The organism is Pseudonocardia sp. P1 (assembly GCF_000178675.2).
Taxonomy (GTDB): Bacteria; Actinomycetota; Actinomycetes; order Mycobacteriales; family Pseudonocardiaceae; genus Pseudonocardia.
On record NZ_ADUJ02000001.1, the window covers coordinates 6,282,795 to 6,309,062 of the forward strand.

The 26,268-nt window shown below is 74.2% G+C and carries 21 protein-coding genes and 1 pseudogene; 8 read left to right on the forward strand and 14 right to left on the reverse strand.

Annotated features, from left to right (window positions below; translation table 11 throughout):
• Positions 1–6: 6 nt before the first annotated feature.
• The 3 genes from PP1_RS29155 to tkt are packed head-to-tail and all read right to left on the reverse strand — an operon-like array spanning position 7 to position 4,979.
• A complete protein-coding gene (locus PP1_RS29155) occupies positions 7–1,707 on the reverse strand; it encodes a hypothetical protein (protein WP_075314355.1) in 1,701 nt (566 codons plus the stop codon).
• Positions 1,708–2,817, reverse strand: a complete 1,110-nt coding sequence (gene tal, locus PP1_RS29160) for a transaldolase (protein WP_010241757.1) — start codon at positions 2,815–2,817, stop codon at positions 1,708–1,710.
• Between the two features lie 35 nt (positions 2,818–2,852).
• Complete coding sequence (tkt, locus tag PP1_RS29165; RefSeq protein ID WP_010241759.1) at positions 2,853–4,979, reverse strand: transketolase; 2,127 nt, start codon at positions 4,977–4,979, stop codon at positions 2,853–2,855.
• A 375-nt stretch (positions 4,980–5,354) separates the two neighbouring features.
• Between tkt and PP1_RS29170 the strand changes: the two genes are divergently transcribed.
• Complete coding sequence (locus PP1_RS29170) at positions 5,355–6,407, forward strand: heme o synthase (RefSeq protein ID WP_010241760.1); 1,053 nt, start codon at positions 5,355–5,357, stop codon at positions 6,405–6,407.
• Between the two features lie 31 nt (positions 6,408–6,438).
• On the opposite strand, the gene PP1_RS29175 is transcribed toward PP1_RS29170, so the two are convergent.
• The 11 genes from PP1_RS29175 to mptB all read right to left on the reverse strand — a co-directional run bounded on the left by PP1_RS29175 (position 6,439) and on the right by mptB (position 19,402).
• Positions 6,439–7,479, reverse strand: a complete 1,041-nt coding sequence (locus PP1_RS29175) for an amidase family protein (protein ID WP_083697358.1) — start codon at positions 7,477–7,479, stop codon at positions 6,439–6,441.
• Positions 7,480–7,673: 194 nt separating this feature from the next.
• Positions 7,674–9,701 carry a S9 family peptidase gene (locus PP1_RS29180; protein WP_010231034.1) on the reverse strand — a complete coding sequence of 676 codons (2,028 nt, stop codon included), beginning with the start codon at positions 9,699–9,701 and terminating at the stop codon, positions 7,674–7,676.
• Between the two features lie 23 nt (positions 9,702–9,724).
• A complete protein-coding gene (locus PP1_RS29185) occupies positions 9,725–10,699 on the reverse strand; it encodes a quinone oxidoreductase family protein (protein WP_010231036.1) in 975 nt (324 codons plus the stop codon).
• Positions 10,700–10,742: 43 nt separating this feature from the next.
• Positions 10,743–11,597 (reverse strand): ABC transporter permease subunit, encoded by an 855-nt coding sequence (locus PP1_RS29190; RefSeq protein WP_010231038.1) that lies wholly within the window; start codon positions 11,595–11,597, stop codon positions 10,743–10,745.
• A complete protein-coding gene (locus PP1_RS29195) occupies positions 11,594–12,550 on the reverse strand; it encodes an ABC transporter ATP-binding protein (RefSeq protein ID WP_010231040.1) in 957 nt (318 codons plus the stop codon). Before PP1_RS29195 ends, PP1_RS29190 begins: the two co-directional genes overlap by 4 nt.
• The gene (locus tag PP1_RS29200; RefSeq protein ID WP_010231042.1) at positions 12,547–13,593 is read right to left on the reverse strand and encodes a LolA family protein; all 1,047 of its coding nucleotides are present in this window, start codon (positions 13,591–13,593) and stop codon (positions 12,547–12,549) included. Before PP1_RS29200 ends, PP1_RS29195 begins: the two co-directional genes overlap by 4 nt.
• An 84-nt stretch (positions 13,594–13,677) precedes the next feature.
• Positions 13,678–14,622, reverse strand: a complete 945-nt coding sequence (locus tag PP1_RS29205; RefSeq protein ID WP_075315125.1) for a COX15/CtaA family protein — start codon at positions 14,620–14,622, stop codon at positions 13,678–13,680.
• A gap of 144 nt (positions 14,623–14,766) precedes the next feature.
• Positions 14,767–15,924 carry a DUF418 domain-containing protein gene (locus tag PP1_RS29210; RefSeq protein ID WP_010242173.1) on the reverse strand — a complete coding sequence of 386 codons (1,158 nt, stop codon included), beginning with the start codon at positions 15,922–15,924 and terminating at the stop codon, positions 14,767–14,769.
• Positions 15,925–16,101: 177 nt separating this feature from the next.
• Positions 16,102–16,881 carry an ABC transporter permease gene (locus PP1_RS29215; RefSeq protein WP_010242175.1) on the reverse strand — a complete coding sequence of 260 codons (780 nt, stop codon included), beginning with the start codon at positions 16,879–16,881 and terminating at the stop codon, positions 16,102–16,104.
• Positions 16,878–17,789, reverse strand: a complete 912-nt coding sequence (locus tag PP1_RS29220) for an ABC transporter ATP-binding protein (protein ID WP_029240031.1) — start codon at positions 17,787–17,789, stop codon at positions 16,878–16,880. Before PP1_RS29220 ends, PP1_RS29215 begins: the two co-directional genes overlap by 4 nt.
• The gene (mptB, locus tag PP1_RS29225; RefSeq protein WP_010242180.1) at positions 17,786–19,402 is read right to left on the reverse strand and encodes a polyprenol phosphomannose-dependent alpha 1,6 mannosyltransferase MptB; all 1,617 of its coding nucleotides are present in this window, start codon (positions 19,400–19,402) and stop codon (positions 17,786–17,788) included. The genes PP1_RS29220 and mptB overlap by 4 nt, the downstream gene beginning before the upstream one ends.
• 253 nt (positions 19,403–19,655) lie before the next feature.
• Between mptB and PP1_RS29230 the strand changes: the two are divergent.
• The 7 genes and pseudogenes from PP1_RS29230 to PP1_RS29260 all read left to right on the forward strand — a co-directional run.
• Positions 19,656–20,330, forward strand: a pseudogene (locus PP1_RS29230) (helix-turn-helix transcriptional regulator); the annotation flags it as partial.
• A gap of 283 nt (positions 20,331–20,613) precedes the next feature.
• The gene (sufB, locus tag PP1_RS29235; RefSeq protein WP_029240032.1) at positions 20,614–22,050 is read left to right on the forward strand and encodes a Fe-S cluster assembly protein SufB; all 1,437 of its coding nucleotides are present in this window, start codon (positions 20,614–20,616) and stop codon (positions 22,048–22,050) included.
• A complete protein-coding gene (sufD, locus tag PP1_RS29240) occupies positions 22,047–23,234 on the forward strand; it encodes a Fe-S cluster assembly protein SufD (RefSeq protein ID WP_029240033.1) in 1,188 nt (395 codons plus the stop codon). Before sufB ends, sufD begins: the two co-directional genes overlap by 4 nt.
• A 52-nt stretch (positions 23,235–23,286) precedes the next feature.
• Positions 23,287–24,051: a Fe-S cluster assembly ATPase SufC gene (gene sufC, locus PP1_RS29245; RefSeq protein WP_010242190.1), complete on the forward strand. Its 765-nt coding sequence runs from the start codon at positions 23,287–23,289 to the stop codon at positions 24,049–24,051.
• A 1-nt stretch (position 24,052) separates the two neighbouring features.
• A complete protein-coding gene (locus PP1_RS29250) occupies positions 24,053–25,357 on the forward strand; it encodes a cysteine desulfurase (RefSeq protein WP_010242194.1) in 1,305 nt (434 codons plus the stop codon).
• A 2-nt stretch (positions 25,358–25,359) separates the two neighbouring features.
• Positions 25,360–25,836: a Fe-S cluster assembly sulfur transfer protein SufU gene (gene sufU / locus PP1_RS29255; RefSeq protein WP_050802560.1), complete on the forward strand. Its 477-nt coding sequence runs from the start codon at positions 25,360–25,362 to the stop codon at positions 25,834–25,836.
• Entirely contained in the window at positions 25,833–26,243 is a 411-nt protein-coding gene (locus PP1_RS29260; protein WP_010242198.1) for a metal-sulfur cluster assembly factor, read from the forward strand. Before sufU ends, PP1_RS29260 begins: the two co-directional genes overlap by 4 nt.
• The last annotated feature ends 25 nt before the right edge of the window (positions 26,244–26,268 follow it).

A 26,268-nucleotide genomic window follows, 5' to 3' on the forward strand; every position in this document is an offset into this window, starting at 1 on the left:
ACCGTGTCAGTTCTGGACGGCTCGCGCCAGCGTGACCAGGCCGGTCAGCCGATCGGCCAGGTGCAGCCGCAGCACCGGCCGTCCCCGGCGCCGCTGGTCCTCGACGACCGCGCGGGCCTGCGCCGCATGAAGGCTAGCCAGTCCGGACGGTTCCGGCGCGGTTCCCGCGCCGAACGGATCATCACCACCCGGGCCGGGTGACCCCACGGTGCCGTCGGACACCGGGTCGCCTGCCGGGTCGCCGCCGTCGAGGCCGCCGCCGGTGAGGTGGCAGTGGACGGCGCGGTCGGGCACGCCGGTGTCGCCGGCCCGGCAGCCGGGAGCCCAGCCGAACGCGACCGGGAGCCCGGCGCGCTCGGCGAGCGGGCCCCGCAGCACACCGACCGAGGCGTCCGACTCGGGATCGAGCCAGGCGGAGACCGCCAGGTGACCGCCGTCGCCCGCGGCGGCGGCGAGGGCGTCGAGGGCACCGGCGACGGTGTCCACCCCGGACGGCAGCCAGTCCCCGGCGTGCACGGCGATCCCGCCGTCGGTGAAGGACGGCTCCGGGTCGGGCCCGCCGGGATCGGCGGTGGGGACCGCGGGGGCGAACGGGTCGGCGTCGAGCACCCGCGCGGCGAGTGCGGCCGCGACCTGCCAGAGCACGATCGCGGCGCCGGGCCCCGCGTCGGTGCGGACGGCGCCGCCACCCGGCCCGGGAACCGCCCCGGTGCCGTCGGCGTGCACCTCCACGGCGCCGGGTGGTCCGGCCTCCGCGCCGGCCCGGGCGGGCACCGGCTCGCCGGGGCCGGCGGGCACCGCGACCAGGCCGGCCGCGGTCAGCAGCGGTCCGAGCCAGGCCGTCACGGCCGGGGACCGGACCTCGTCGCGCAGTACGAGCACCGAACCGCGGGCGGCCGCCAGCGCCCCGGCGAGCAGCAGGGCCGGGTTGTCGGGGTCGTCGGCGGCGAGGGCCTGCTCGGTGGGGACGGCGTCGGCGAGCAGCCCGGCGACGTCGGCACCGGCCAGCCCGGCGGGCACCAGGCCCAGCGGGCCGAGCGCGCCGAACCGGCCGGGGACGTCGGCGTCGAGGGTGACGACGACGGTGCCGTCCGGGTCCGGTGTGTCCAGTGGGGAACCGGGCTCGGTGACGTGCACGGTGCGGGCGGCGAGCGCGGCCGGGCTGACCTCGTCGGCGAGGACGGCCGCGACGGTGTGCCGGACGGCGCCGACCACCGGGTCGTCACCGGCCGGGTCCGCGACGACCAGCACGGTCTCGTCGAGCGCGCCGGACAGCGCCTCGGCGACCTGCACCGGGTCCGCGCTGTCGAGCGCGGTGAGCCGGGTCGTGTCGGGGGAGTGGGCCGCGACCAGCCGCGCGGCGGAGACGGCGTCGGGGGTGCCGACCAGCAGCACCCGGTGCGCGCCGGCGACGGCGAACCGCTCGCGCAGCGCGGCGACCTGCCCGGCCAGCGGCCGGGACCTGCGGGCGAGGGCGGTCCAGCCGGTCCGGCCCGCCGCGGCGGACCCCCAGACGCTGGGGTCGCCGTCGGCGAGCCGGGACGCGACGGTCTCGCCGGCCAGCTCGGCCGCGATCCGCCGCGCCGCCCCCGCGAAGGGTTCTCCGGCGAGGAGCACCCGGACGGGAGCGGGGGAGTGCCCGGTGGGACCGCCGGCGGCGGCGGAGCCGAGATCGGCCCCGTCGCCGCCGGGAGTGTCGTCCGCCAACTACTTCGCAGCCTCGAGCTGCTGCCGGACGGTGTCCTGCAGCTCCGTCCAGGACTTCTCGAACTTCTCGACGCCCTCGTTCTCGAGGACCGTGTAGACGTCGTCGAGGTCGATGCCGACGCCCTCGAGGTCGGTGAAGACCTGCTGGGCCGCACCCGCGGTGTCGGTGACCTTGTCGCCCTCGACCTCGCCGTGGTCGGCGAACGCCTCGAGCGTCTTCTCCGGCATCGTGTTGACGGTGTTGCCGACGACGAGCTCGGTGACGTAGAGGGTGTCCGGGTAGTCCGGGTTCTTGACCCCGGTCGACGCCCACAGCGGCCGCTGGGCGTTCGCGCCCTCGGCGGCCAGTGCGTCCCAGCGGGCGCCGGAGAACGCGCTCCGGTAGGCCGCGAAGGCCAGCCGGGAGTTGGCCACCGCCGCCCGGCCCCGCAGGCCGAGCGCCTCGTCACCGCCGATCTTCTCCAGCCGGCCGTCGATCTCGCTGTCCACGCGGGACACGAAGAACGAGCCGACGGAGTGGATCCGGGCCAGGTCCTGGCCGTTCTCCAGGGCCCGCTCCAGGCCGGTGAGGTAGGCGTCCATGACGGCCTTGTACCGCTCCACCGAGAAGATCAGCGTGACGTTGACGCTGATGCCCTCCGCGGTGGCCCGGGTGATGGCGGGCAGGCCCGCCTCGGTCGCCGGGATCTTGACCAGCAGGTTCGGCCGGTCGACGGCCTTGAACAGGTCCTGGGCCTGGGCCACGGTCTGCTCGGTGTCGTGCGCCAGGCGCGGGTCGACCTCGAGCGAGACCCGCCCGTCGACGCCGCCGGTCTGCTCCCAGGTGCCGGAGAAGACGTCACAGGCCTGCTGGACGTCGGCGACGGTGATCTCGCGGATCGCGTCGTCGACGCCGGCGTCGCGGGCGGCGAGCTCACGGACCTGCTCGTCGTAGGCGGCGCCGTCGGACAGCGCCCCGGCGAAGATCGTCGGGTTGGTGGTGACCCCGACGACGTTCTTCTGCTCGATCAGCTGCGCGAGGTTGCCGCTGTTCAGGCGCTCGCGGGACAGGTCGTCGAGCCAGATGGACACCCCGGCCGCCGACAGTGCGGCCAGACGATCGTTGCTCATGGGTTGCTCTCCTTTGCGATCGGGTGCCGTCGGGTTCAGGAGCTCTTCTCGGCCGCGGCGAGGGTCTCCCGCGCGGCCTCGGCGACGGTGTCGGCGGTGAAGCCGAACTTCTCGAACAGGGTGGCCTGGTCGGCGCTGGCGCCGAAGTGCTCGATGGACACCGAGCGGCCGGCGTCGCCGACGTAGCCGCGCCACGGCATCGCGATGCCCGCCTCGACGGACACCCGGGCCCGCACCGCGGGCGGCAGCACCGAGTCGCGGTAGTCCTGGTCCTGCGCCTCGAACCACTCGACGCACGGCATCGACACCACCCGGGTACCGAAGCCCTCGGCCTCGAGGGTCTTGCGCGCCTGCACCGCGAGGTGCAGCTCCGAGCCGGTCGCGACGATCACGAGCTGCGGGACGCCGGACGAGGCCTCCTCCAGGACGTAGCCGCCACGGGCGACGCCCTCGGCGGTCGTACCGGTCAGCGTCGGGACGTTCTGCCGGGTGAGCGCGAACCCGACCGGGCCGCCGTCGACCGCCTCGAGGGCGGCCTTCCAGGCGTAGGTGGTCTCGTTGGCGTCGCCGGGGCGGACGACCGAGAGGCCCGGGATGGCGCGCAGCGCCGCGAGGTGTTCGATCGGCTGGTGGGTCGGGCCGTCCTCGCCGAGACCGATCGAGTCGTGCGTCCAGACGTAGATCGGGTTGGTCTTCATCAGCGCGGCCAGCCGGACGGCCGGGCGCATGTAGTCGGAGAAGACCAGGAACGTGCCGCCGTAGGCGCGGGTCGGGCCGTGCAGCGCGATGCCGTTGAGGACCGCGCCCATGGCGTGCTCGCGGACACCGAAGTGCAGCGTGCGGCCGTACGGGCTGGTGGTCCACATGCCGGTCGACGCCGACTTGGGGCCGAACGAGTCGACGCCCTTCATCGAGGTGTTGTTCGACTCCGCCAGGTCGGCCGAGCCGCCCCAGAGCTCCGGCAGGACGTCGGCGAGGGCGGCCAGCACGGCCCCGGACGCCTTCCGGGTGGCCAGGCCCTTCTCGTCGGTCTCGAAGGCGGGGAGCGCGTCGGCCCAGCCCTCGGGGAGCCGGCCCGCGAGCAGGCGGTCGAGCAGCTGCTTGCGCTGCGGCTCGCGCCCGGCCCACTCGTCGAAGGTGCCCTGCCACGCGTCGTGCGCGGCGCGGGAGCGCTCGCCGACCGCGCGGGTGTGCGCGAGCACGTCGTCGTCGACCTCGAACTCGCGGTCCGGGTCGAAGCCCAGGACCTCCTTGACGGCGCGCACCTCGTCGTCGCCCAGCGCGGCGCCGTGCGCGGCCCCGGTGTTCATCTTGTTGGGCGCCGGGTAGCCGATCACCGTGCGCAGCACGATCATCGACGGCCGCGCGGTCTCGGCGCGGGCCGCCTCGAGCGCGTCGAGGATGCCGGTGACGTTCTCGCCGCCCTCGACGATCTGGACGTGCCAGCCGTAGGCCTCGTAGCGCTTCGCGGTGTCCTCGTTGAGGGCGATCGCGGTGTCGTCCTCGATCGAGATCTCGTTGGCGTCGTAGATCACCGTGAGGTTGCCGAGCTCCTGGCGGCCGGCCAGCGACGACGCCTCGGAGGTGACGCCCTCCTCGATGTCGCCGTCCGAGGCGATCACGTAGATCTGGTGGTCGAACGGCGAGGCGCCCTCGGGGGCGTCCGGGTCGAACAGGCCGCGCTCACGGCGCGACGCGATCGCCATGCCGACCGCGGAGGAGAGGCCCTGGCCCAGCGGGCCGGTGGTCATCTCGACGCCGCGGGTGTGGCCGTACTCCGGGTGACCCGGGGTCAGCGAGCCCCACTTGCGGAGCTGCTCCAGGTCCTCCCGCTCCAGGCCGTAGCCGGCCAGGTACAGCTGGATGTAGAGGGTGAGGCTGGAGTGCCCGGCGGAGAGCACGAACCGGTCGCGGCCCATCCAGTCCGGGTCGGCCGGGTCGTGCCGCATGACGCGCTGGAACAGCGTGTACGCCAGCGGGGCCAGGCTCATCGCGGTGCCCGGGTGGCCGCTGCCGCACTTCTGCACCGCGTCCGCGGCGAGTACGCGGATCGTGTCCACGGCCCTGCGGTCCAGGTCGGTCCAGTCGGCGGGCACGTGCGCGCGGGTGAGCGCGGCGACGGCGGCGTCCCCGGCGTGGGGGGACGTGGCGGTCTCGGACAAGACGGTGGCTCCTGTACTCGCGTCGGCATGTGACGGTCGTGCCGCGGGCGGTCTGCGTGTACTCCGCAGGCTCCTCGGACACGCTGCGGCGCTCCGGAGGACCCGGCGGCACCGCTGCCGCCCCCGGCGGCGCCCACCCTACTGCGCGGGCCCGGGGCCTGCGGCTTTGCCGCCGGTCACGGCGCCCGTTCCGGACACCCGGGACGGGCGTACCCCGCGGGGCCCTCCGGCATGCGAAGGGTTAGCATCGACGCGCTGTAGAACTAGAGCGTCGGCGGGACTCCGGCGACCTCCGCTCTCAGCCCCGGACCGTGCGGTCGACCACCGCGCAGGGACGGAGTCGAAGAACTGCCGAGCCGAGCGAGGTACGAACAGGTGAGCGCACCCGCCTCCCGGCGGAACCGGGCCGTCGAGACCTCGACCGCCGGATTCGCGCCCGCCGAGGTCACGCCGGACTCCCCGGAGCCCGCACAGCCCCCGCCGGCCGGGTCCGGGGCGGCGACCGAGGCGCCCGCGCCGGTTGCACCGGCGGGCCGGTGGGCCCGGGTGCGCGCCACCGTGGCGGCCTACCTCGGCCTCACCAAGACCCGGATCATCGAGCAGCTGCTCGTGGTCACCGTGCCCGCGATGTTCCTCGCGCAGCGCGGCGTCCCGTCGCTGTGGCTGATCGTCGCCACGTTGTTCGGCGGGGCGATGGCCGCGGCCGCGGCGCACGCGCTGAACTGTGTCGCCGACGCCGACATCGACCAGAAGATGAAGCGCACTGCCCGGCGGCCGCTGGCGAAGGGCCAGGTCCCCACCCGGCACGCGCTGATCTTCGGTCTGGTGCTCGCGGCGCTCAGCTCGGTCTGGCTCGGGTTCACCACGAACTGGCTCGCCGCCGCGCTGTCGCTGGCCGCGATCGCCTTCTACGTGCTCGTCTACACGCTGCTGCTGAAGCGGCGGACCTCGCAGAACATCGTCTGGGGCGGTGCCGCGGGCTGCATGCCGGTGGTGATCGGCTGGGCCGCCGTCACCGGCTCGGTCGAGTGGCCGGCCCTGGTCATGTTCGGCGTGATCTTCTTCTGGACGCCGCCGCACTTCTGGGCGCTCGCGATGCGTTACCGCGAGGACTACGCCGCGGCCGGTGTGCCGATGCTCCCGGTGATCGCCCCCGCTCCCGCGGTCACGGTCCGGATCGTCGTCTACAGCTGGGTGATGGTGGCGTGGAGCCTGCTCCTGCTGCCGGCGACGTCGTGGGTGTACCTCGCCGTCGCGGCGCTCGGCGGTATCTACTTCGTCGTCCGGGCGCACAAGCTGCACGCCGAGGTGAAGGCGGGCGGCGAGGTGTCGCCGATGCCGCTGTTCCACCTCTCGAACATCTACCTGTGCGTGCTGTTCGCGGCGATCGCCGTCGACGCGGCGCTCGGGCTCCCGCTGCTGTTCTGATCCGCCGCCCCGTGCGGGGTCGTGCGTGCGGTCAGAACGGTGCCGCACGGGCCACCGGCACGTGTGCCGCGACCAGATCGAGCAGCGCCTCGTCGGCGCCGTGGCGGGCCACCAGCTGCAGGCCGACCGGACAGCCGTCCGGGCCGAACCCCGCCGGGACGCTCACCGCGGGATGCCCGGACAGGTTGAACGCCCAGGTCAGGGCCACGCTCATCCGCCCGCCTGGTCCGTCGTGACCGTGCGGCCCCGCAGGGGTGGTCGGGGTGAGGAGCAGGTCGGCCCGCGCGAAGAACGCCCGTAGCGCCCGGTCGTTCGCGGCGCGCAGCTCGTGGGCGGCCCGGACCGCGGCGGGACCGGCGTCCGGGTGGCGCAGGGCGGTCCAGGCCGGAGCGGGGTCGTGGAGCCGCAGCGGGACGTCGACGGCGGCCGCCCCCGCCGCGCGGAGCAGGTCGGCCGCCGCGGCCCGGGCGATCCCGACGACGTCCGGATCGAGCTCCCGGGCGGCGAACCCGAGATCGTCGGACCACGCGGCCGTGGCGAACCCCGCGTCGCTCCCGGCCCCGGCGCCGCCCCCTGCCCCGGCGTCGCTCCCGGGCCCGGCCGTGCGGATCCCGGCCCGGTGAGCGGCCCCGGAACCGGACCCGGCGTGCACGGGTCCCGTGGTGACCGCGTCCAGCCAGGGCCGCAGCAGCGCGGGATCCCGGACCAGCACACCAGGGGTCGCGAGCCCGGTCGGGTCCGTCGACGGCACCAGCCCGGACGTCGGCCGGTACCCGATGATCCCGCACCAGGCGGCCGGGATGCGGACGGAGCCGGCGCCGTCCGACCCGGTCGCGAGCGGCACGATGCCCGCTCCGACGGCCGCTGCCGACCCGGCCGACGACCCGCCGGGCGACCGGTCGCCGCGCCACGGGTTGCGGGTCGGGCCGCGGTCGGTCGCACCCCACGTCTGGTACCCGGGACCGCGGGGCACCGACGTCGTCCCGATCGGGACGGCCCCCGCCGCGAGCAGCCGCCGCACCGCCGGCGCCCCGCCCCCGAGCCGCCACCGCCCCTTCACACCGACCGGCATCCCGTCGAGCGCCCCCCGCGGACCCTCCCGCCCGTGTTCGCACGGGTTCGGTTCGCCCGCACGGGATCCGATCCCGTGCGAGCGACCTGATCCCGTGCGAACCGGGGCCGGGACGGGGCCCGTGAACGCCCGGAGCCAGGGGTCGGTCCTGGTGCGGCGGGTGTGGGCCTCCGTGACCGCCTCGGGGCCGGTGCTCACCGGAGCAGCTCGGGGGTCTCCCACTCCTCGCCGAGCACGTGCGCCGCCAGGAACGCGTGGACGGTCTCGTACCAGAGCTTGGCGTGGTTCGGCGCGAGCACCCAGTGGTTCTCGTCCGGGAAGTACAGGAACCGGTGCGGGTTCGCCTCCGGGTCCGCCTGCCGGGACACCAGGTCCCACCACAGCCGCAGGCCCTCGCCGATCGGGACCCGGTGGTCGCGGTCGCCGTGGATCACCAGCATCGGCGTGGTGATCGCGTCGGCGTGGAGGTGCGGGCTGTTCTCCCGCGCCATGTCCGGCGTCATCTCGGTCAGCCAGTACTCGGCGTGGTCGGTCGTCGGGCCGAACTGGTCGAGCGCCCAGAGGCTGGCGTGCGTGACGATCGCCGCGAACCGGTCGGTGTGCCCGGCGGTCCAGTTCGCCATGTAGCCGCCGAAGGAGCCGCCCATCGCGGCCGTACGGGTCGCGTCGACGTCCGGGCGGGCGACGGCGGCGTCGGTCACGGCCATGAGGTCGTCGAACGGTGGACCGCCCCAGTGACCCCAGCCGCGTTGCACGAAGTCCTGGCCGTAGCCGGTGGACAGTGCCGGGTCGGGGAGCAGCACGGCGTAGCCGCGGGCCGCCATCAGCCACGGGTTCCACCGCCACGACCAGGCGTTCCAGCTGTTCAGCGGCCCGCCGTGGATCCACAGCAGCAGCGGGGCCGGGGCGTCCGGGCCGGCACCGGTGGGCAGCACCAGCCAGCCGCGGACCCGGGTGCCGTCCCCGGTGACGGTCTCGACCTCGGTGAGCGTGCCGGGCAGCTCCGGGGCGTCGGCCGGGCCGGCCAGGGGGAGGGGTGTCGCGCCGGGGGTGCGGGCGTCCACCCGGACCGGGGCGGGCGGGGCGTCGTAGGCGGTGCGCAGCGCGTAGACCCAGCGGCCGTCCGGGCTCGGCACCGGATCGGTGTAGCAGCCGTGGTCACCGGTGAGCCGGGTGACGACGTCGTCGGACGGGCCGGCGCCGAGATCGATGCGGAACAGCGGGCCGCGGCCGTCCTCGTCGGCGGTGACGACCAGCGCGGACGCGTCGGGGACCCACCGCACGGCCGACGGCCAGCGGTCCCAGCCGGGCGCGACCGGGCGCGGCGTGCCCCCGGCGAGCGGGACCAGCACCAGATCGGTGCGCGGGGCGGTGTCCGGTGTGGACACCGACTCGCGGAGGACGGCGACGGTGCGGCCGTCCGGGGAGACCCGCGGCCCGGAGTACTCGTGGTCGTCGCCGCCGAGCAGGTCGCGGTGCCCGCCGCCGTCGGTGCCGATCGCGACGATCCGGCTGCGCCGCTGCCCGTTCCCGCGGGGCGTGTTCCAGGCGGTCACGACGGTCGTCCCGTCGGGGGAGACGTCGAAGCCGGCCTCGTCCAGCGCGCGGCCCGGGGCCGGTGTCAGGTCGGTCCAGTCCGCGCCGTCGTTGCGGAGCAGCCGGACCTCGGCTGGCCCGAGGTCGTGGTCCCAGTGCCGCACCGGGTGGCCGGTGTGCAGGATCGCCGAGACCTTCGCCTCGCTGCGGGCGGTACGCCGTCGCTCGTCGTCCGCGCCCGTCACCGCCCCGGGCAGGGTCGGCGACGACGCGACGACGGTCCCCGCCTCCCGCGCGACGACGACGTCGTCGATCCCGCCGGGACGCGTCCCGGCCGGGCGTGCCTCACCCCCGCCCGCGGGCAGCAGCCACAGCCCCGACGGCGTCTCGCCGTCGCCGGACGCGTCCGGATCGGACCGCGCCGACCGGAACAGCAGGTCCCCGCCGGGGGTGAAGACCGGGCCGGACTCGCCGGCCGCCCCACGGGTGAGGCGGCGCGGCGGGTCCTCCCCGGCCGGATCGATCTCCCACAGCGCGGTGCGGTACCGCGTGCCGTCCGACTCGAGCTCCGCGACGCCGGTCACCAGGCGGGTGCCGTCGGGCGACAGCGCCAGCCCGGCGAGGCGGGGGAGGGCGAGGTAGGCGTCGAGATCGTGGAAGGGCGTCTCCGCGGGCTGGGTCGGCACAGGACCGTTCATAGCATCCCGGGTCAGGACGGCAGGAGCAGCAGCTTCCCGGTCGTGCGTCGCGCCTGGAGGTCCTCGTGCGCGGTCCGTGCCTGCTCCAGCGGGTAGGTGTGCCCGATCCGGACGTCGAGCCGGCCGGCCGCGACCTCGCCGTAGACGGCGCCGGCCTTCGCCCGCAGCGACTCGGTGGTGTCGACGAAGTCGAACAGCTTGGGCCGGGTCAGGAAGACCGATCCCGCTGCGTTGAGCCGCTGCGGGTCGACCGGCGGGACCGGCCCGGACGCGGCACCGAACAGCACCAGCATCCCGCGCTTGCGCAGCGACGCGAGGCTCGCGTCGAAGGTGGTCCTCCCGACGCTGTCGAACGCGGCGTGCACCCCCTCGCCGCCGGTCAGCTCGCGCACGGCGGCCGCGAGGTCGTCCACCCGGGTGTAGTCGATCACCTCGGCCGCACCGGCGGCGCGGGCGAGCGCCGCCTTCTCCTCGCTGGAGGTCGTCGCGATCACCCGGGCGCCCCTGGCGGTCGCCAGCTGGGTGAGGAGGAGCCCGACCCCGCCGGCCGCAGCGTGCACCAGCACGGTCTCACCACCCGCGAGCGGGAAGGTGTCGTTCACCAGGAAGTGCGCCGTCATCCCCTGCAGCAGCGCGCCGACGGCCACGTCGTCGGCGACGCCGTCGGGCACGGGCACGGCCTGGTCCCACGGCACGACGACCTGCTCGGCGTAGCTGCCCAGCGTCGCGGCCCACGCGATCCGGTCCCCGACGGCGACGCCGTCGACGCCCTCGCCGAGCGCGACGACCCGTCCGGCGCCCTCCAGGCCCGGGACGTAGGGCGTCTCCATGGAGTAGATGCCCTCGCGCTGATAGGTGTCGATGTAGTTCACGCCGGCCGCGGCGACCCCGACGAGCACCTCACCGGCACCCGGGGCCGGGGTGTCGATCTCGGCGACCTCCAGCACATCGGGCCCGCCGGCCTTCGTCACCCGTACCGCACGCATGTGTCCTCCTCGATCGACTCCGGTGCCGTGGGCGATCATGCCCTCATGCGTCGCGGCGCAGCATCCGGACCACCAGTGTGGCCGCTCCGGCCGCGAGATATCCCACGGCCACCAGCGAGCTGCGGCCGAGCTGCGACCAGGGCAGCGGATCACGCAGGACGTCCGTGGCGGCGCCCCAGCCGGTCGTGATCAGCCACGGGCGGAGGGGCTCCAGCGCCGGGATCGCGCCCAGCACCCCGAACAGGATCAGGCCGCCCAGCACCGAGGACAGCACGACGAGCGGGTGCTCGGTGAACGACGAGACCGCCAGCGCGACGGCGCCGACCGCGGCCAGCTGCACCAGCGTCCATCCGGCGGCGACGCCGACCCGGAGCAGGGCGTCCGGCAGGGTCAGGACGGAGCCGGACAGGGTGAGCAGCGCGCCGCCGTCGCCGGTGCCGGCGAGCACCACCGGCGGGCCGATCATCGCCCACCCGGCGACCAGCCCGGTGACGGTCACCAGCGTGACCGCGACGGCGGCCACCACGAGCACCCCGAACGCCTTCATCGCGACCAGCCGCAGCCGCCCGACCGGGGCGAGCAGCAGCCCGCGCAGGGTGCCGTGCTGGCCCTCCCCGGCGATCGCGTCCGCGGCGGCCACGGCGACGACGAGCGGCAGGAGGAGCGCCAGGAGCAGCGAGAGCGCGGCGACCGGGAGGGTCAGGCCGTTGCCGACGACCTCGCCGACCAGGCCACGTCGGGGCCCGTCGGCGAGCACGATCCCCAGCCCCATCAGCACCGGAACGGCGGCCAGGAGCAGGAACATGATCCAGGTGCGCGGGCGGCGCAGCACCCAGCGGAGCTCGGCGCCGAGCAGGCGTCGCCAGGAGACCGGGCGGGCGTCGGCGGTGACGGTCACTCGGTGATCCTCGTGAACAGGGTCTCCAGGTCCGGGCGCTGCCGGCGGAGTCCGTGCACCGGCACCCCGGCGCGGACGAGCGCGGCGAACAGCACGGGGCCGTCCGGTCCGTCCTCGGCCAGCACCCCGGCGCCGTCGGCGTGGGCGGTGGCGCCGGCGTCGCGCAGCGCCCGCAGCGCGCCCGGGACGTCGGTGGTGGCGATCTCCCAGCCCCCGGCGACGGCGTCGAGCAGGCGGCCGAGCTCGCCGGACGCGAGCAGCGTGCCCTGCTTCAGCACGGCGACGTGCGTGCACACCGCCTCCACCTCCGAGAGCAGGTGCGACGACAGCAGCACCGTGGCGCCGGAGGCCCGCAGCTCCGCGACGACGGTGCGGATCTCCCGGGTGCCGGCCGGGTCCAGGCCGTTGGTGGGCTCGTCCAGCACGACGAGGCGCCGCGGCACGAGCAACGCCGCGGCGAGGCCCAGCCGCTGCTTCATCCCCAGCGAGTAGCCGCGGAACCGGCGGTCCGCCGCTCCCGCGAGCCCGACCCGCTCCAGCGCGGCGTCGGCGGCCGGCCGGACCTCACGGTCGGACAGCCGGGGCTCGGTGGCGGCGACCCGGCGCAGGTTCTCCCGGCCGGACAGGAACGGGTGGAAGCCGGGGCCCTCGACGAGCGCGCCGACGTCCGGGAGAGCGGCGGCCAGGCCGCCCGGGACGGGGTGGCCGAGCAGCTCCACGGTGCCCGAGGTCGGCCGGGTCAGCCCGAGCAGCATGCGGATCAGGGTCGTCTTCCCCGACCCGTTGGGGCCGAGCATGCCGAACACCGAACCGGCCGGGACGTCGAGATCGACGCCGTCGACCGCGGTGACGGAGCCGAAGACCTTCCGCAGCTCCCGTACCCGCGCGGCGGGTGGCGCGGGCCGGAGCCCGGTGTCCGTGCCCGTGGTGGTGCCGAGTCCGGATCCGCTCACCGGGCGAGAGCCGCGCCGAGCACGTCGGTGCCGACCGCACCGGCGGCGAACCGGCCGTCGTCGGTGAGGATCGCCGAGCCCGCGGTCGTGGTGATCTCGCGGCCGCTGCCCCAGGCACCGGAGACGGGTGTGCCGAGGGCGGACAGGTCGGGCCGGTCCGGCTGCCCGCCCGTGCCGTCCGGGCCACGTTGCGGGACGGTGCCGACGACGACCGTGTCCCAGCCCTCACCGACCACCCGGGGCCGCTCGGCCCCGGTGGGCGGGCCACCCCGGCCGCGCTCGTGGGCGGGCGCGTTCTCCACGGTGGCACCCGGTGGCGGGGTGAAGGTGAACAGCGACGGGTCCTGCGGGCCGACGGTGAGGTCGTCGAAACCGATCTGCAGGACGGGCTCCGCGCCGGCCCCGAGGACGGTCAGCTCGAGCGGCATCCGGGTCTCGGCGTCGACGGCTGCGCGGACCTCGCGCAGCACCGTGCGCTCGCCGGCCGCGGGGGTCAGCACGAGGGTGTACGCCGGACGTCCCGCGACCTCGGTGGTGCCGTCGACGGCGACCGTGCTCGTGCCGCGCAGCGCGCCGACGATCTCCGTCGCGGCGGCCTGCGGGTCGCGGTCGGGCCGGTCCGGGCCGTCGCCGGTCCGGGCGGGGATGCGGGTGGCGGTCCGGTCGGCGGAGTCGTAGGCCCAGGTGCCCTCACCGTCACGGACGTAGGTGCGCTCGCCGTCCGGACGGGGGAGTGCGAGGCGGCCGTGGCCCGCACCGTCGGACCAGACACGCGCGGTGGAGGTGCCGTCGGCGAGCGTGTCCTCGGCGACGCCCGGGACCGACGGCAGCCCCAGCCGGTTGTCGACGGCGACGGTGCCGGCCAGCGCGACGGGCTTCGCCGACAGCACCGAGGCCACCAGCTCCTCCGGGCTCACCGGCGGCAGCTCGGGGGCGGCCGACGCGGCCCGTGCGGTGACGAGGCCGGCGGTGAGGGCGGCGGCCAGCGCGGCCGCGAGCGCCGCGGCGACACCACCGCGCCGTAGCCGGGATCCGGAGGTCATGGCACCAGAGTGCCGTACTACAGGCGTCCCGTGCAGATCCGTCCGGCCGTTCCCGGCTCAGCGCTGGTCGGCGCCGCTGCCGGCTCAGGCGCGGTCGGCGCCGCTGCCTGCGAGCGGGCGGTCCGCGCCGGACCCGGGCAGGTTCGCGGCCGGTCCGGGGACCGCGGCGTCGGGCCGGGTGGCCGTACCCGCCCACGCCGCGGCGGCGGCGGCCGTGACGAGCCCCGCCCCGAGCACGTGCAGCGACACGAGCAGCTCCGGCACACCCAGCGCGTACTGCACGCCCCCGAGCGCGCCCTGGGCGAGCACGACGAGCACCAGCATCCGGAACCGCCGGACCAGGACCTGGGACGCCCCGGTGGCGTGCAACAGGAAGCCGAGGCCCACGAGCGTGCCGAGGTAGCCGAACAGCAGGTCGGCGTGCAGCTGTGCGAGGAACGGGATGTCGACGTCGAGGCGCGGGGTGTCCGGGTCGCCGCCGTGCGGGCCCGCCGCGGTGACCAGCGTCCCGGCGACCAGCAGCGCGCCGAGCACGGCCGTCGAGACCGCGACCAGGCCCCGCCCGGCCGCCGGGATCGTGCGGGTGACGGGACCGTCGGCCTCGGTCGCCGCCGACACCAGCAGCACCGCGAACCACACCAGCACCATCGACGCGAGGAAGTGCAGCATCACCGTCCACCAGGCCAGCCCGGCGAGCACCGTGATGCCGCCGATGACCGCCTGCGCCACGACGCCGAGCGGCATCGCCAGCGCGAGCCCCCGGAGCCGCCGGCGGCGGGGACGGGTGAAGTAGGCGCCGAGGAGCGCTGCCCCGGCGGTGAGGACGACGAGCACACCGAGCAGCCGGTTCCCGAACTCGATCCACATGTGCAGCGGCGCGATCTCGGCGTGCGAGACCGGGACCATGCTGCCGGGCTCGCACTGCGGCCAGGTCGAGCAGCCCAGGCCGGAACCGGTCACCCGCACCACCGACCCGGTCACGCCGATCCCGATCTGGGCGACCAGGTTCGCGATCGCCAGGCGGCGCATCAGCACCGGCGGGGTGGACGGCACGCGGGCGAGGAGGCGGGACACACTACGAATGGTAGAAGAACGGCCGCCCGGGCCCGGCCGGTGGTCACGGATCCGGAAGCGTCGCGGCCGTTTCCGGCCGGTTCCCTTCCCGATCCGTGATCAGCGGGGTTCGGGGAGGGGGCGGCGGTGCACCAGGCGGTGGAGGAGGGCGTCGGCCGGGCCGGGGCGGCCGGCCCGCTCCAGGCGGTCGGCCAGCAATACCGTCGCCGTCCAGACGAAGGCGGCGACCAGCAGCGCACCCGCCGCGCCGGCGGACGGGCCGAGCCCGACGAGATCGGGCTGCAGGAGCAGTGCGACCAGCGCCGAGTTCAGCAGGTAGCAGGTCAGCGAGCGGCGCCCGGCCGACGCGACCGCGCGCACGATCCGCCCCGGTGCCGCCTCGACACGCAGCCCCCACAGGGCGAACAGCGCCGCGTACCCCGCTCCGCCCGCGACCCCGGTGAGGACCTGCAGCGCGAGGAGCAGGCCACCCGTCACCGGCGGGACGGCGAGCACGCCGACGGCGGTCAGCGCCGCCGGTACGGCCCCGGCGACGGAGACGGCGACACCGCCGCCGGCGATCCGGCGCAGGAGTGGGCGGTGCGCTCCCGGGTCGTCGAGCAGACCGGCCCGTCCGGCGAGGTAGCCGAGTACGACCAGCAGGAACAGGGGGTAGCCGAGCGCGACGACCAGGGGTGACGCCGGGAGCGACCACAGCCGGACCACCCAGTCCTCCGGGGAGGCGTACCCCGGTACCGCCTGCATCTCCGATCCGCCGAGGCGCAGCCCGATCATGAAGATCGGGACGGTGACCAGGGACAGCGCGACGAACCAGCCCGCGGCGCGGGCGATCGAGCGGGTGGGCCGCAGCAGGAGCCATCCGGTCAGCAGGGTCGCCAGGCCGTAGGACGCGAGGATCTCACCGGGGAACACGAGGAACGCGTGCACGGCGCCGAACAGCAGCAGCCAGCCGCCGCGGCGGCGCAGGATCCGGCGGACGGAGACGTCGTCGGTGCCGCGGGCGCGGTGCCGGGCCACCGTCCAGGCCAGCCCGCCACCGAAGAGGATCGCGAACATCGGGAACGCGCGGTTGTCCAGGAACAGCGTCGTGAGGACGGCGGCGATCCGGTCCCGGAGCGGGTCGCCCGCGACGTCGGTGCCGAACGCGCTGCCGGCGTGGACCCCGGCGTACGCCATGGCGATGAGCAGGAGCATCGCCCCGCGGGCGAGGTCGGGGGCGAGCCGCCGGGTCGGCGGGGCGGGGTGCGCGACGGTCACGGGCGCTCCGTACAGGAGGTGGCGGGCTGGCCCCGTCGAGCGTGGCAGCGCCCGATTCGTCACGCCTGTGCCAGAAGTCAGGATCGCCCGAGCCCGGCCGGTGGTCACGGATCCGGAGGCGTCGCGGCCGTGTCCGGCCGGTTCCCTTCCCGATCCGTGATCAGCGGGGTGGTCGGGTCAGCGCCAGCGCACGGTGCGGGCCGCCACCAGCCCGGCCACGACGGCCCACCCGGCGAGGACGAGCAGCGGCCCGGCGGGCGGGAACTCACCCGCCCCGAGCGCGGCACGCAGCGCCTCGGCCAGTGCCCCGGACGGCAGCCAGGCGGCCACCACCGACAGCGGCCCTGGCAGGTCCGCCACCGGCACCACGATCCCGCCGGCCAGCAGCAGCACGAACCACACGACGTTGGCGACGGCGAGCACGATCTCGGCCCGCAGCGTGCCGCCCACCAGGATCCCGAGCGCCCCGAACGCGGCCGCACCGAGGAGCACGGCCAGCACGACGCCGTCGAGCCGGGCGCCGGCCGGGGACCAGCCGAGCGCGAGGGCCAGGACCCCGAGCAGCACCACCTGGACGACGACCACCGCGGCGACCGCCGCCAGCCGGCCGCAGACCAGCAGCCAGCGCGGCAGCGCGGTCGCGGCGAGCCGGCGCAGCGCGCCGTAGCGCCGGTCGAAACCGAGCGCGATCGCCTGGCTGGTGAACGCCGAGCTCATCACGGCCAGCGCCAGCATCGACGCGAGGACCCAGTCCACCCGCGGATCGGGCGCCGGGATCGCGGGCACCAGGGTCAGCGCGGCGAGCAGCGCGGCCGGGATGAGCAGGGTGAGCAGCACCTGCTCGGCGTTGCGCAGGGCGAGCCGGGTCTCCAGCCCGCCCTGGGCCCGCAGCATCGTCAGGGTGTTGCCGCGCCCCGGGTCGGGGGCGAAGGTGCCTGCGGGGAACCGTTCGGTCACGAGCGCAGCTCCCGTCCGGTCAGGTCGAGGAAGACGTCCTCGAGGCTGCGGCGCACCACCTGGACGTCGTCGGCCATCACGCCCTGGTCGGCGCACCACGAGGTGATCGCGGCGAGCGCGCGGGGGTCGATCCGGCCGCGGACCCGGTACCGGCCGGGCGCGGTCTCGGTGGTCGCGTACCCGGCGGGCAGCCGGGCGTCGAGCCCCCGGGTGTACATCCCGGGCCGGGCCCGGAAACGCAGCTCGGTCTGGTCGCCCGCGGTGAGCTGGGCGGGGGAGCCGTGTGCGACGACGGTGCCCCGGTCGAGGATCACCACGTCGTCGGCGAGCTGCTCGGCCTCGTCCATCAGGTGTGTCGTGAGCAGGACGCCGACCCCGTCGCGGCGCAGCGCCCGCACCAGGTCCCACACGAGGTGCCGGGCCTGCGGGTCCAGCCCCGCGGTCGGCTCGTCGAGGAACACGAGTTCCGGGCGCCCGACGACGGCGCAGGCCAGCGCGAGCCGCTGCTGCTCGCCACCGGAGAGCCGCTTGAACGGGGTCGCGGCCCGCGGTCGCAGGCCGAGGACGTCGAGCAGGTAGTTCGCGTCGATCGGGTGTGCCGCGCAGGCCTCGACCAGGTGCAGCATCTCGCCGGTGCGCACGGCCGGATAGGCGCCGCCCCCCTGGGGCATCGCGCCCACCCGGGGGCGGACCGCGTCGTCGTCGGGCGCGTGGCCGAACACCGTGACCTGCCCGGCGGAGGGGCGCCGGAAACCGGTGCACACCTCGACGGTGCTCGACTTCCCGGCACCGTTCGGGCCGAGCAGGGCGAGCACCTCCCCGCGGGCGAGATCGAGGTCGATCCCGGCCACCGCCGTCGTCGTGCCGTAGCGGACCACCAGCCCGCGGACCTCCAGCGCGGCGTTCACGGGACCGGCACCGGGGTCGGGTCCGGCTCCGCGGGCGCCCGCAGCCACCGCCGGACGACGAGGAGGGACAGCGCGAACATCACCAGCGACGCGACGATGGCCAGCGGCAGCTGGAACGCGCGGAAGATGAAGTCGGCACCGGTCGGCGGCACGACGAGCGCGAGGAACGCCGAGAGCACCAGCATCGCCCGCCGGTAGCGGGGCATCGCCCGGGTCGCGACCAGCGGCAGGAGCGCCCAGAACAGGTACCACGGGTGCACGACGGGCCCGAGGAGCACCACGGCGCCGAGCCCGGCACCGGTCCCGGTGACCGGGTCGAGGCGCCCGCGCAGGCAGGCGAGCAGCAGCACCACGACGACGATCACCATCGGCACCACGAACAGGCCGCGTGCGATGGCGAGGGTGGCGTCGGTGTGGTCGCCGAGCCCGAGCACCCGCCCGATCTGCCCGGAGAGCAGACCGACGTCGGTGCTGACCGACATCCAGCTGAGGATCTCGCTGGGCGCGGACAGGCCGCGCAGCCAGTTGAAGCCGAGCGTGGTGATCGCGCTGAAGAACGTGAAGACCACCGCGGCGACGGCGGTGAGCCAGCTGGTCATCACGGCCCAGTCGACCACCCGTCCGCCACGTTGCCGGACCAGGTACACACCGACGAAGCCGAGCGCGAGCAGCGCGGGCAGCTTCACCGACGCCGCGGCCACGATCAGCGCCGCTCCGAGTGTGATCCGCCATGGTGACCGGACGCCCTCGTCCTTGCCGAGCATCACGTGCAGGCCGACCAGCATCAGCGGAATCATGATCGACTCGTTGTGGATGCCGCTGACCATGTGGAACAGCACCAGCGGGTTCGCGGCGCCGAGCCAGAGCACGAGACCGGCGTCGAGGTCGAACCGCTTCGCCAGCCGCGGCAGCACCCAGACCAGCATCGCGACGCCGGCCAGCGCCAGGATCCGGTGCTGGAAGATCCCGAGGACGACGTCGTCGCCGCTGAACGCGGTGATCACCCGGCCGAGCCCGAGGAACAGCGGGCCGTAGGGCGCCGGGGTGTCCCGCCAGATCGTCGGGATGCCTCGGGTCAGCGGGTCGTCGACGCCGAGTGCCTGCGCCGGGCCGATCGTGTACGGGTCGATCCCGCGGGCGAGCGTCGCGCTCTGTGCCAGGTAGCTGTAGATGTCCTTCGAGAACATCGGCGGGGCGAGCGCGAGCGGGATCCCCCAGAGCAGCGCCGTGCGGGTGAGCTCACGCCGCTCGGGTGCCGGGTGCTTCGCGCCGCGGGCCGTCAGCATCCGGGCGATCCACAGCCATGCCGTGACGACCATCAGCAGCCCGGCGTAGGTCACGGCGATCGCCAGGGTCACGTTGCGGGCGGGCAGCCCGATCAGCCGCAGGCCGTTCATCGGGTGCGGTGCCGGGAAGGCGCCGGACCCCAGCGCGCTGATCCCCATCAGGATCGCGCCCGTCAGCCCCATGATCCGCGCGATGCGTGCCTGCTCGCGCAGCCCGCGCCGGGCGGTCCGCGGCGGGTCGGCGCCGGGTCCGGACGAGCCGGGCGCCGGCGCCGCTCGCGTGGAGGAGTCGTCGCGCCCGGGTGGGGCGACCTCGGGCGTCACCATGACCCAGCAGGTTAGTGGGGCGGCTTCCGGGCCCGGGGCCCCGGTCCTCACCGGCCGCGACCCTCCGGACGGGTGAGCCGCGTCACGACGAACGGGGGCCGGTTTTGCCCCCCGCCGGGATATCCGCAACACTGGTGTTGTGAAAACGAACCGGACGGCGCAGACGCGCACGGACCCCGCCTGCGGGCACGGGTCCGACGCGGTGCTGCCCGCGTCCGGTAGCGGGACCCGGGCCGCGGTGGCCCGGGTGCTCATGGAGCAGGGGCCGGTCACGGCCGCCGTCGTGGCGGCCGAGCTGGAGCTCACCGAGGCCGCCGTGCGGCGGCACCTGGACGCGCTCATCGCCGACGGCGAGGCCGAGGTCCGGGCACCGGCACGGTCCGCACGCCCCCGCGGGCGCGGCCGTCCGGCGAAGGAGTACCTGCTGACCGACGCGGGCCGGGTCCGGTTCGGGCACGGTTACGACGACCTGGCCACGTCGGCCCTGCGCTTCCTCGCCGAGGCGGCGGGGGACGACGCGGTGGACGCGTTCGCGCGCCGCCGCGTGCACGACCTGCTGGGCACCGAGATCACCGAGGTGGTCTCCGCCGGTGACCCGCAGGACCGCGCCGAGGTGCTGGCCCGGGTGCTGAGCGCCCGTGGCTACGCTGCGCAGACGCGCCGGGGCGGGTTCGGGGTGCAGCTGTGCCAGCACCACTGCCCGGTGGCGCACGTCGCCGCCGAGTTCCCGGAGCTCTGCGAGGCCGAGACGAAGGCCTTCGCCGAGCTGCTGGGCACCCACGTGCAGCGGCTGGCGACGATCGCACGCGGCGACGCCGCGTGCACCACACACGTCCCGCTCGAGGATCCCGAACTCCGCGCGCGGGCACGGCAGGGGGAACGGGAGAAGGTGCCGACCCCCCGCGCCGCAGCTCCGCAACCAGCAGGTTGGTCGCGGAGCGTGCAAGAGAACTCGGTGTCGGAGTCCCGCGCCGCAGCTCCGCAACCAGCAGGTTGGTCGCGGAACGTGCAAGAGAACTCGGTGTCGGAGTCCCGCGCCGTAGATCCGCCTCCAGCAGGTTGGTCGCGGAGCATGAAAGAGAACTCGGCGCCGCCGTCCCGCGCCGTAGATCCGCAACCAGCTGCTTGGCTGCGGAAGATGCAAGAAGAAGAAGGCCCCGCCGAAGGCGGGACCATCTCCCACCACGGTCCCCGAAAGGGAGGCAGTCCGTATGACGACCACTCCTGAAGTGCGCACCGAGCTCACCCAGGAGGAGACGATCGCGGCGCTCGGCCGGTACGACTTCGGCTGGGCCGACTCCGACGAGGCGGGTGCCATCGCGAAGCGTGGCCTCTCCTCGGAGGTCGTCGCCGACATCTCCCGCCTCAAGGACGAGCCCGAGTGGATGCTCGAGTTCCGGCAGAAGGCGCTCGACATCTTCGGCAAGAAGCCGATGCCGCGCTGGGGCTCGGACCTGTCCGGGATCGACTTCGACAACATCAAGTACTTCGTGCGGTCCACGGAGAAGCAGGCCACCTCCTGGGAGGACCTGCCCGAGGACATCAAGAACACCTACGACAAGCTGGGCATCCCCGAGGCGGAGAAGGCCCGCCTGGTCGCCGGTGTCGCCGCGCAGTACGAGTCCGAGGTCGTCTACCACCAGATCCGCGAGGACCTGGAGGAGCAGGGCGTGGTGTTCCTGGACACCGACACCGCCCTCAAGGAGCACCCGGAGCTGTTCAAGGAGTACTTCGGCTCGGTGATCCCGAGCGGGGACAACAAGTTCTCCGCGCTGAACTCGGCCGTCTGGTCGGGTGGCTCCTTCATCTACGTGCCGCCGGGCGTGCACGTCGACATCCCGCTGCAGGCCTACTTCCGGATCAACACCGAGAACATGGGTCAGTTCGAGCGGACGCTGATCATCGTCGACGAGGGCGCCTACGTGCACTACGTCGAGGGCTGCACCGCGCCGATCTACAAGACGGACTCGCTGCACTCGGCCGTGGTGGAGATCGTGGTGAAGAAGGGCGGCCGTTGCCGCTACACCACGATCCAGAACTGGTCGAACAACGTCTACAACCTGGTCACCAAGCGCGCCAAGGCCGAGGAGGGCGCGACCATGGAGTGGGTCGACGGCAACCTCGGTTCCAAGGTGACCATGAAGTACCCGGCCGTGTGGCTGATGGGCGAGCACGCCAAGGGTGAGGTCCTCTCGATCGCGTTCGCGGGCGAGGGCCAGCACCAGGACGCCGGCGCGAAGATGGTCCACCTGGCGCCGAACACGTCGTCGTCGATCATCTCGAAGTCGGTGGCGCGCGGCGGCGGCCGGACGTCCTACCGCGGCCTGATCCAGGTCAACCCGCGTGCGAAGAACTCCCGTTCGACGGTGAAGTGTGACGCGCTGCTGGTGGACACGATCTCGCGGTCGGACACGTACCCCTACGTCGACATCCGCAACGACGACGTGTCGATGGGGCACGAGGCCACCGTCTCGAAGGTCTCGGACGACCAGCTCTTCTACCTGATGAGCCGCGGTCTGACCGAGGACGAGGCGATGGCGATGGTGGTGCGCGGGTTCGTCGAGCCGATCGCCCGCGAGCTGCCCATGGAGTACGCGCTGGAGCTGAACCGGCTGATCGAGCTGCAGATGGAGGGTTCCGTCGGATGACGTCGGATGTTGCTGGCCTCGCCCCCGAGCTGAAGGGGGCCAAGGAGGGCCAGGGTGAGGTGCCGATCGCCTCGGCCGGCGAGCGGTTCCAGTCCTTCGACGTCGAGGCCTTCGAGGTTCCCGGCGGTCGCGAGGAGAACTGGCGGTTCACCCCGATGCGCAGGCTCAAGGGCCTGCACGACGGGTCCGCCGACCTGCAGGGCTCGGCGAAGGTCTCGGTGACCGAGACCGCCGGGGTCACCACGGAGACGGTCGGCCGCGGCGACGCACGGCTCGGCGAGGGCGGCGTGCCCTTCGACCGGGTCGCCGCCGCGGCGTGGTCCGGCTTCACCGAGGCCACGGTGGTGACGCTGGACGGCGAGAAGCTCGACCCGGTGACGATCACCGTCGAGGGCCCCGGTGCGGGCGCGACGGCGGCCGGCCACCTGCACATCCGCACCACCCCGCACACGCAGGCGACGGTCGTCGTCGAGCACCGGGGTTCGGGTGTGCTGGCCGACAACACCGAGGTCGTCCTCGGCGACGGCTCCCGGCTGACCCTGGTGGTCACCGAGGAGTGGGCCGACGACGCCGTGCACGTCGGCGCCGAGCACTACAACGTCGGCCGTGACGCCACGCTGCGCGCGACCGCCGTCCAGCTCGGCGGCGACCTGGTCCGGGTGTCGTCGACGATCCGGTACGCGGGTCCCGGCGGGGACGCCGAGCTGCTCGGTCTGGGCTTCACCGACGCCGGGCAGCACCTCGAGCAGCGGCTGCTCGTGGACCACGCGGTCCCGAACTGCAAGTCGAACGTGCTGTACAAGAACGCGCTGCAGAGCGACTCGAAGGACTCCGCGCACGTGGTGTGGATCGGCGACGTGCTGATCCGGGCCGCGGCGGAGAACACCGAGACGTTCGAGTTCAACCGGAACCTGGTGCTCACCGAGCACGCCCGTGCCGACTCGGTCCCGAACCTCGAGATCGAGACCGGCGAGATCGTGAGCGCCGGTCACGCGAGCGCGACCGGCCGGTTCGACGACGAGCAGCTGTTCTACCTGCGTAGCCGCGGCATCCCCGAGGACCAGGCCCGGCGACTCGTCGTCCGGGGCTTCTTCGGCGAGATCCTGAACAAGATCACCCTCCCCGAGCTGCGCGAGCGCCTCGAGGCGGCCGTCGAGGCCGAGCTGGCCATCACGGGCGCCTGAGCGCAACCGGCGAAGCGACCATCGGGCACTGCGACCACCACGGAAAGAGAAGATGTCCACTCTGGAGATCAAGGACCTGCACGCCTCGGTCGAGACCGAGGACGGTCCCAAGGAGATCCTTCGCGGGGTGAACCTCACCGTCCGCGCGGGAGAGACGCACGCGATCATGGGTCCGAACGGCTCGGGCAAGTCGACGCTGGCCTACGCCGTCGCCGGCCACCCGAAGTACACGATCACCTCCGGCGAGGTGCTCCTGGACGGCGAGAACGTCCTGGACATGGCGGTCGACGAGCGGGCCCGTGCCGGCCTGTTCCTCGCCATGCAGTACCCGGTCGAGGTCCCGGGCGTGTCGATGGCGAACTTCCTGCGCTCGGCCGCCACCGCGGTCCGCGGCGAGGCGCCGAAGCTGCGCACCTGGGTCAAGGAGGTCAAGGAGGCGATGTCCGACCTGGACATCTCCGCCGAGTTCGCCGACCGCTCGGTGAACGAGGGCTTCTCCGGCGGTGAGAAGAAGCGCCACGAGGTGCTGCAGCTCGGCCTGCTGAACCCGAAGATCGCCGTCCTGGACGAGACCGACTCCGGCCTCGACGTCGACGCCCTGCGCGTCGTCTCCGAGGGTGTGAACCGGTACCGCGAGGGTGGCGAGACCGGCGTGCTGCTGATCACGCACTACACGCGGATCCTGAACCACATCAAGCCCGACCGGGTGCACGTGTTCGCCGGTGGCCGCATCGTCGAGTCCGGCGGTCCGGAGCTGGCCGACGAGCTCGAGAAGAACGGCTACGTCCGGTTCACCCAGGCTGCCGCGGCGGTCTGACATGACCTTCACCCACGGAACCGGGACCACGGCCGGCCTCGACGCCGACGCCGTGGCCCGGATCCGGGCGGACTTCCCGATCCTCGGGCGCACCGTGCGCGAGGACAAGCCGCTGGTCTACCTCGACTCCGGCGCGACGTCGCAGCGTCCGCGCCAGGTGCTCGACGCCGAGCGCACGTTCCTGGAGCGGCACAACGCCGCCGTCCACCGGGGCGCGCACCAGCTGGCCGAGGAGGCCACCGACGCCTACGAGTCCGCCCGGGCACGTATCGCGGCGTTCGTCGGCGCGAGCGTCGACGAGGTCGTGTTCGTCAAGAACGCCACCGAGGGTGTCAACCTGGTCGCCTACGGGATCGGCAACGCGTCGGTCCGGGACGGCCTCGGCCCGGAGTCCGAGCGGTTCGCGCTCGGTCCCGGCGACGAGGTCGTGATCACCGAGCTGGAGCACCACGCGAACCTGGTGCCCTGGCAGGAGCTGTGCCGGCGGACCGGGGCGACCCTGCGCTGGTACTCCGTCACCGACGAGGGCCGGATCGACCTCGACTCGCTCGAGCTCTCGGACCGCACCAAGGTCGTCGCCTTCACCCACCAGTCCAACGTGACCGGCGCCGTCGCGCCGGTGGCGCAGCTGGTGGAGCGGGCGAAGGCGGTCGGCGCGCTGACGGTGCTCGACGCGTGCCAGTCCGTCCCGCACATGCCGGTGGACCTGCACGCGCTCGGCGTCGACTTCGCGGTGTTCTCCGGGCACAAGATGCTCGGTCCCTCCGGGGTCGGTGTCCTCTGGGGCCGCCGGGAGCTGCTGGAGGCGCTGCCGCCGTTCCTCACCGGCGGGTCGATGATCGAGCTGGTGCGGATGGAGGGCTCCACCTACGCCCCGCCGCCGCAGAAGTTCGAGGCGGGCGTGCCGATGACGTCGCAGGCCGTCGGCCTCGGTGCGGCCGTCGACTACCTCGAGGCGATCGGGATGGACGCGGTGGCGGCGCACGAGGCGTCGCTCACGGCGGCCGCCCTGGAGCAGCTGCCGGCGATCGACGGGCTGCGGATCATCGGTCCGCCCGGGGCGGAGCTGCGCGGGGGAGCGGTGTCGTTCCTGGTGGACGGCATCCACGCGCACGACCTGTCCCAGGTGCTCGACGACCGCGGCGTCGCGATCCGGGTCGGCCACCACTGCGCGTGGCCGCTGCACCGGCGGTTCGGGATCGTCGCGTCCGCGCGGGCGTCGTTCGCGGTGTACAACACGGTGGACGAGGTCGAGGCGCTGGCCGACGGCATCCGGGCCGCCCAGAAGTTCTTCGGGACGGTGTGATCGTGCAGCTCCAGCAGATGTACCAGGAGATCATCCTGGACCACTACCGCGACCCGCACGGGTCCGGCCTGCGCGAGCCGTACGACGCCGAGACCCACCACGTGAACCCCACCTGCGGGGACGAGGTCACGTTGCGGGTCAAGGTCGACGGCGGGACGGTCACCGACGTGTCCTACGAGACGCTCGGCTGCTCGATCAGCCAGGCGTCGGTGTCGGTGCTGCACGATCTCGTCGCCGGACGCCCGGTGGGCGAGGCGTGGAAGATGATGGCCGCGTTCCAGGAGATGGCGCAGGGGCGGGGCCAGGTCGAGCCCGACGAGGACGTGATCGGCGACGGTGTCGCCTTCGCCGGCGTCGCCAAGTACCCGGCACGGGTGAAGTGCGCTCTACTGGGGTGGATGGCGTTCAAGGACGCCGTGTCCCGCACCGACGCAGTGTTGCCCGATCCGACCAGCGAGACGGAGGGTTCTCCGGCATGAGCGAGACGACCGAACAGCAGAACACCGAGACCGAGGACGTCGTCCGCGGCGCGGCCGGGATGCCCGAGCCTCCGGCGAGCACCGAGGGTGCGTCCGTCGAGGAGCTCGAGGAGGCGATGAAGGACGTCGTCGACCCCGAGCTGGGCATCAACGTCGTCGACCTGGGTCTCGTCTACGGCATCGACCGGGACGGCGACACCGCGGTGGTCGACATGACGCTGACGTCGGCGGCGTGCCCGCTGACCGACGTCATCGAGGAGCAGACCCGCTCCGCGCTGACCGCCGGTCCGGACGGCGGCCTGGTGTCCGACATCCGCATCAACTGGGTCTGGATGCCGCCGTGGGGCCCGGAGAAGATCACCGAGGACGGCCGCGAGCAGCTGCGCGCCCTCGGGTTCCGGGTCTGACACCGGTACCGACCTGACACGACGA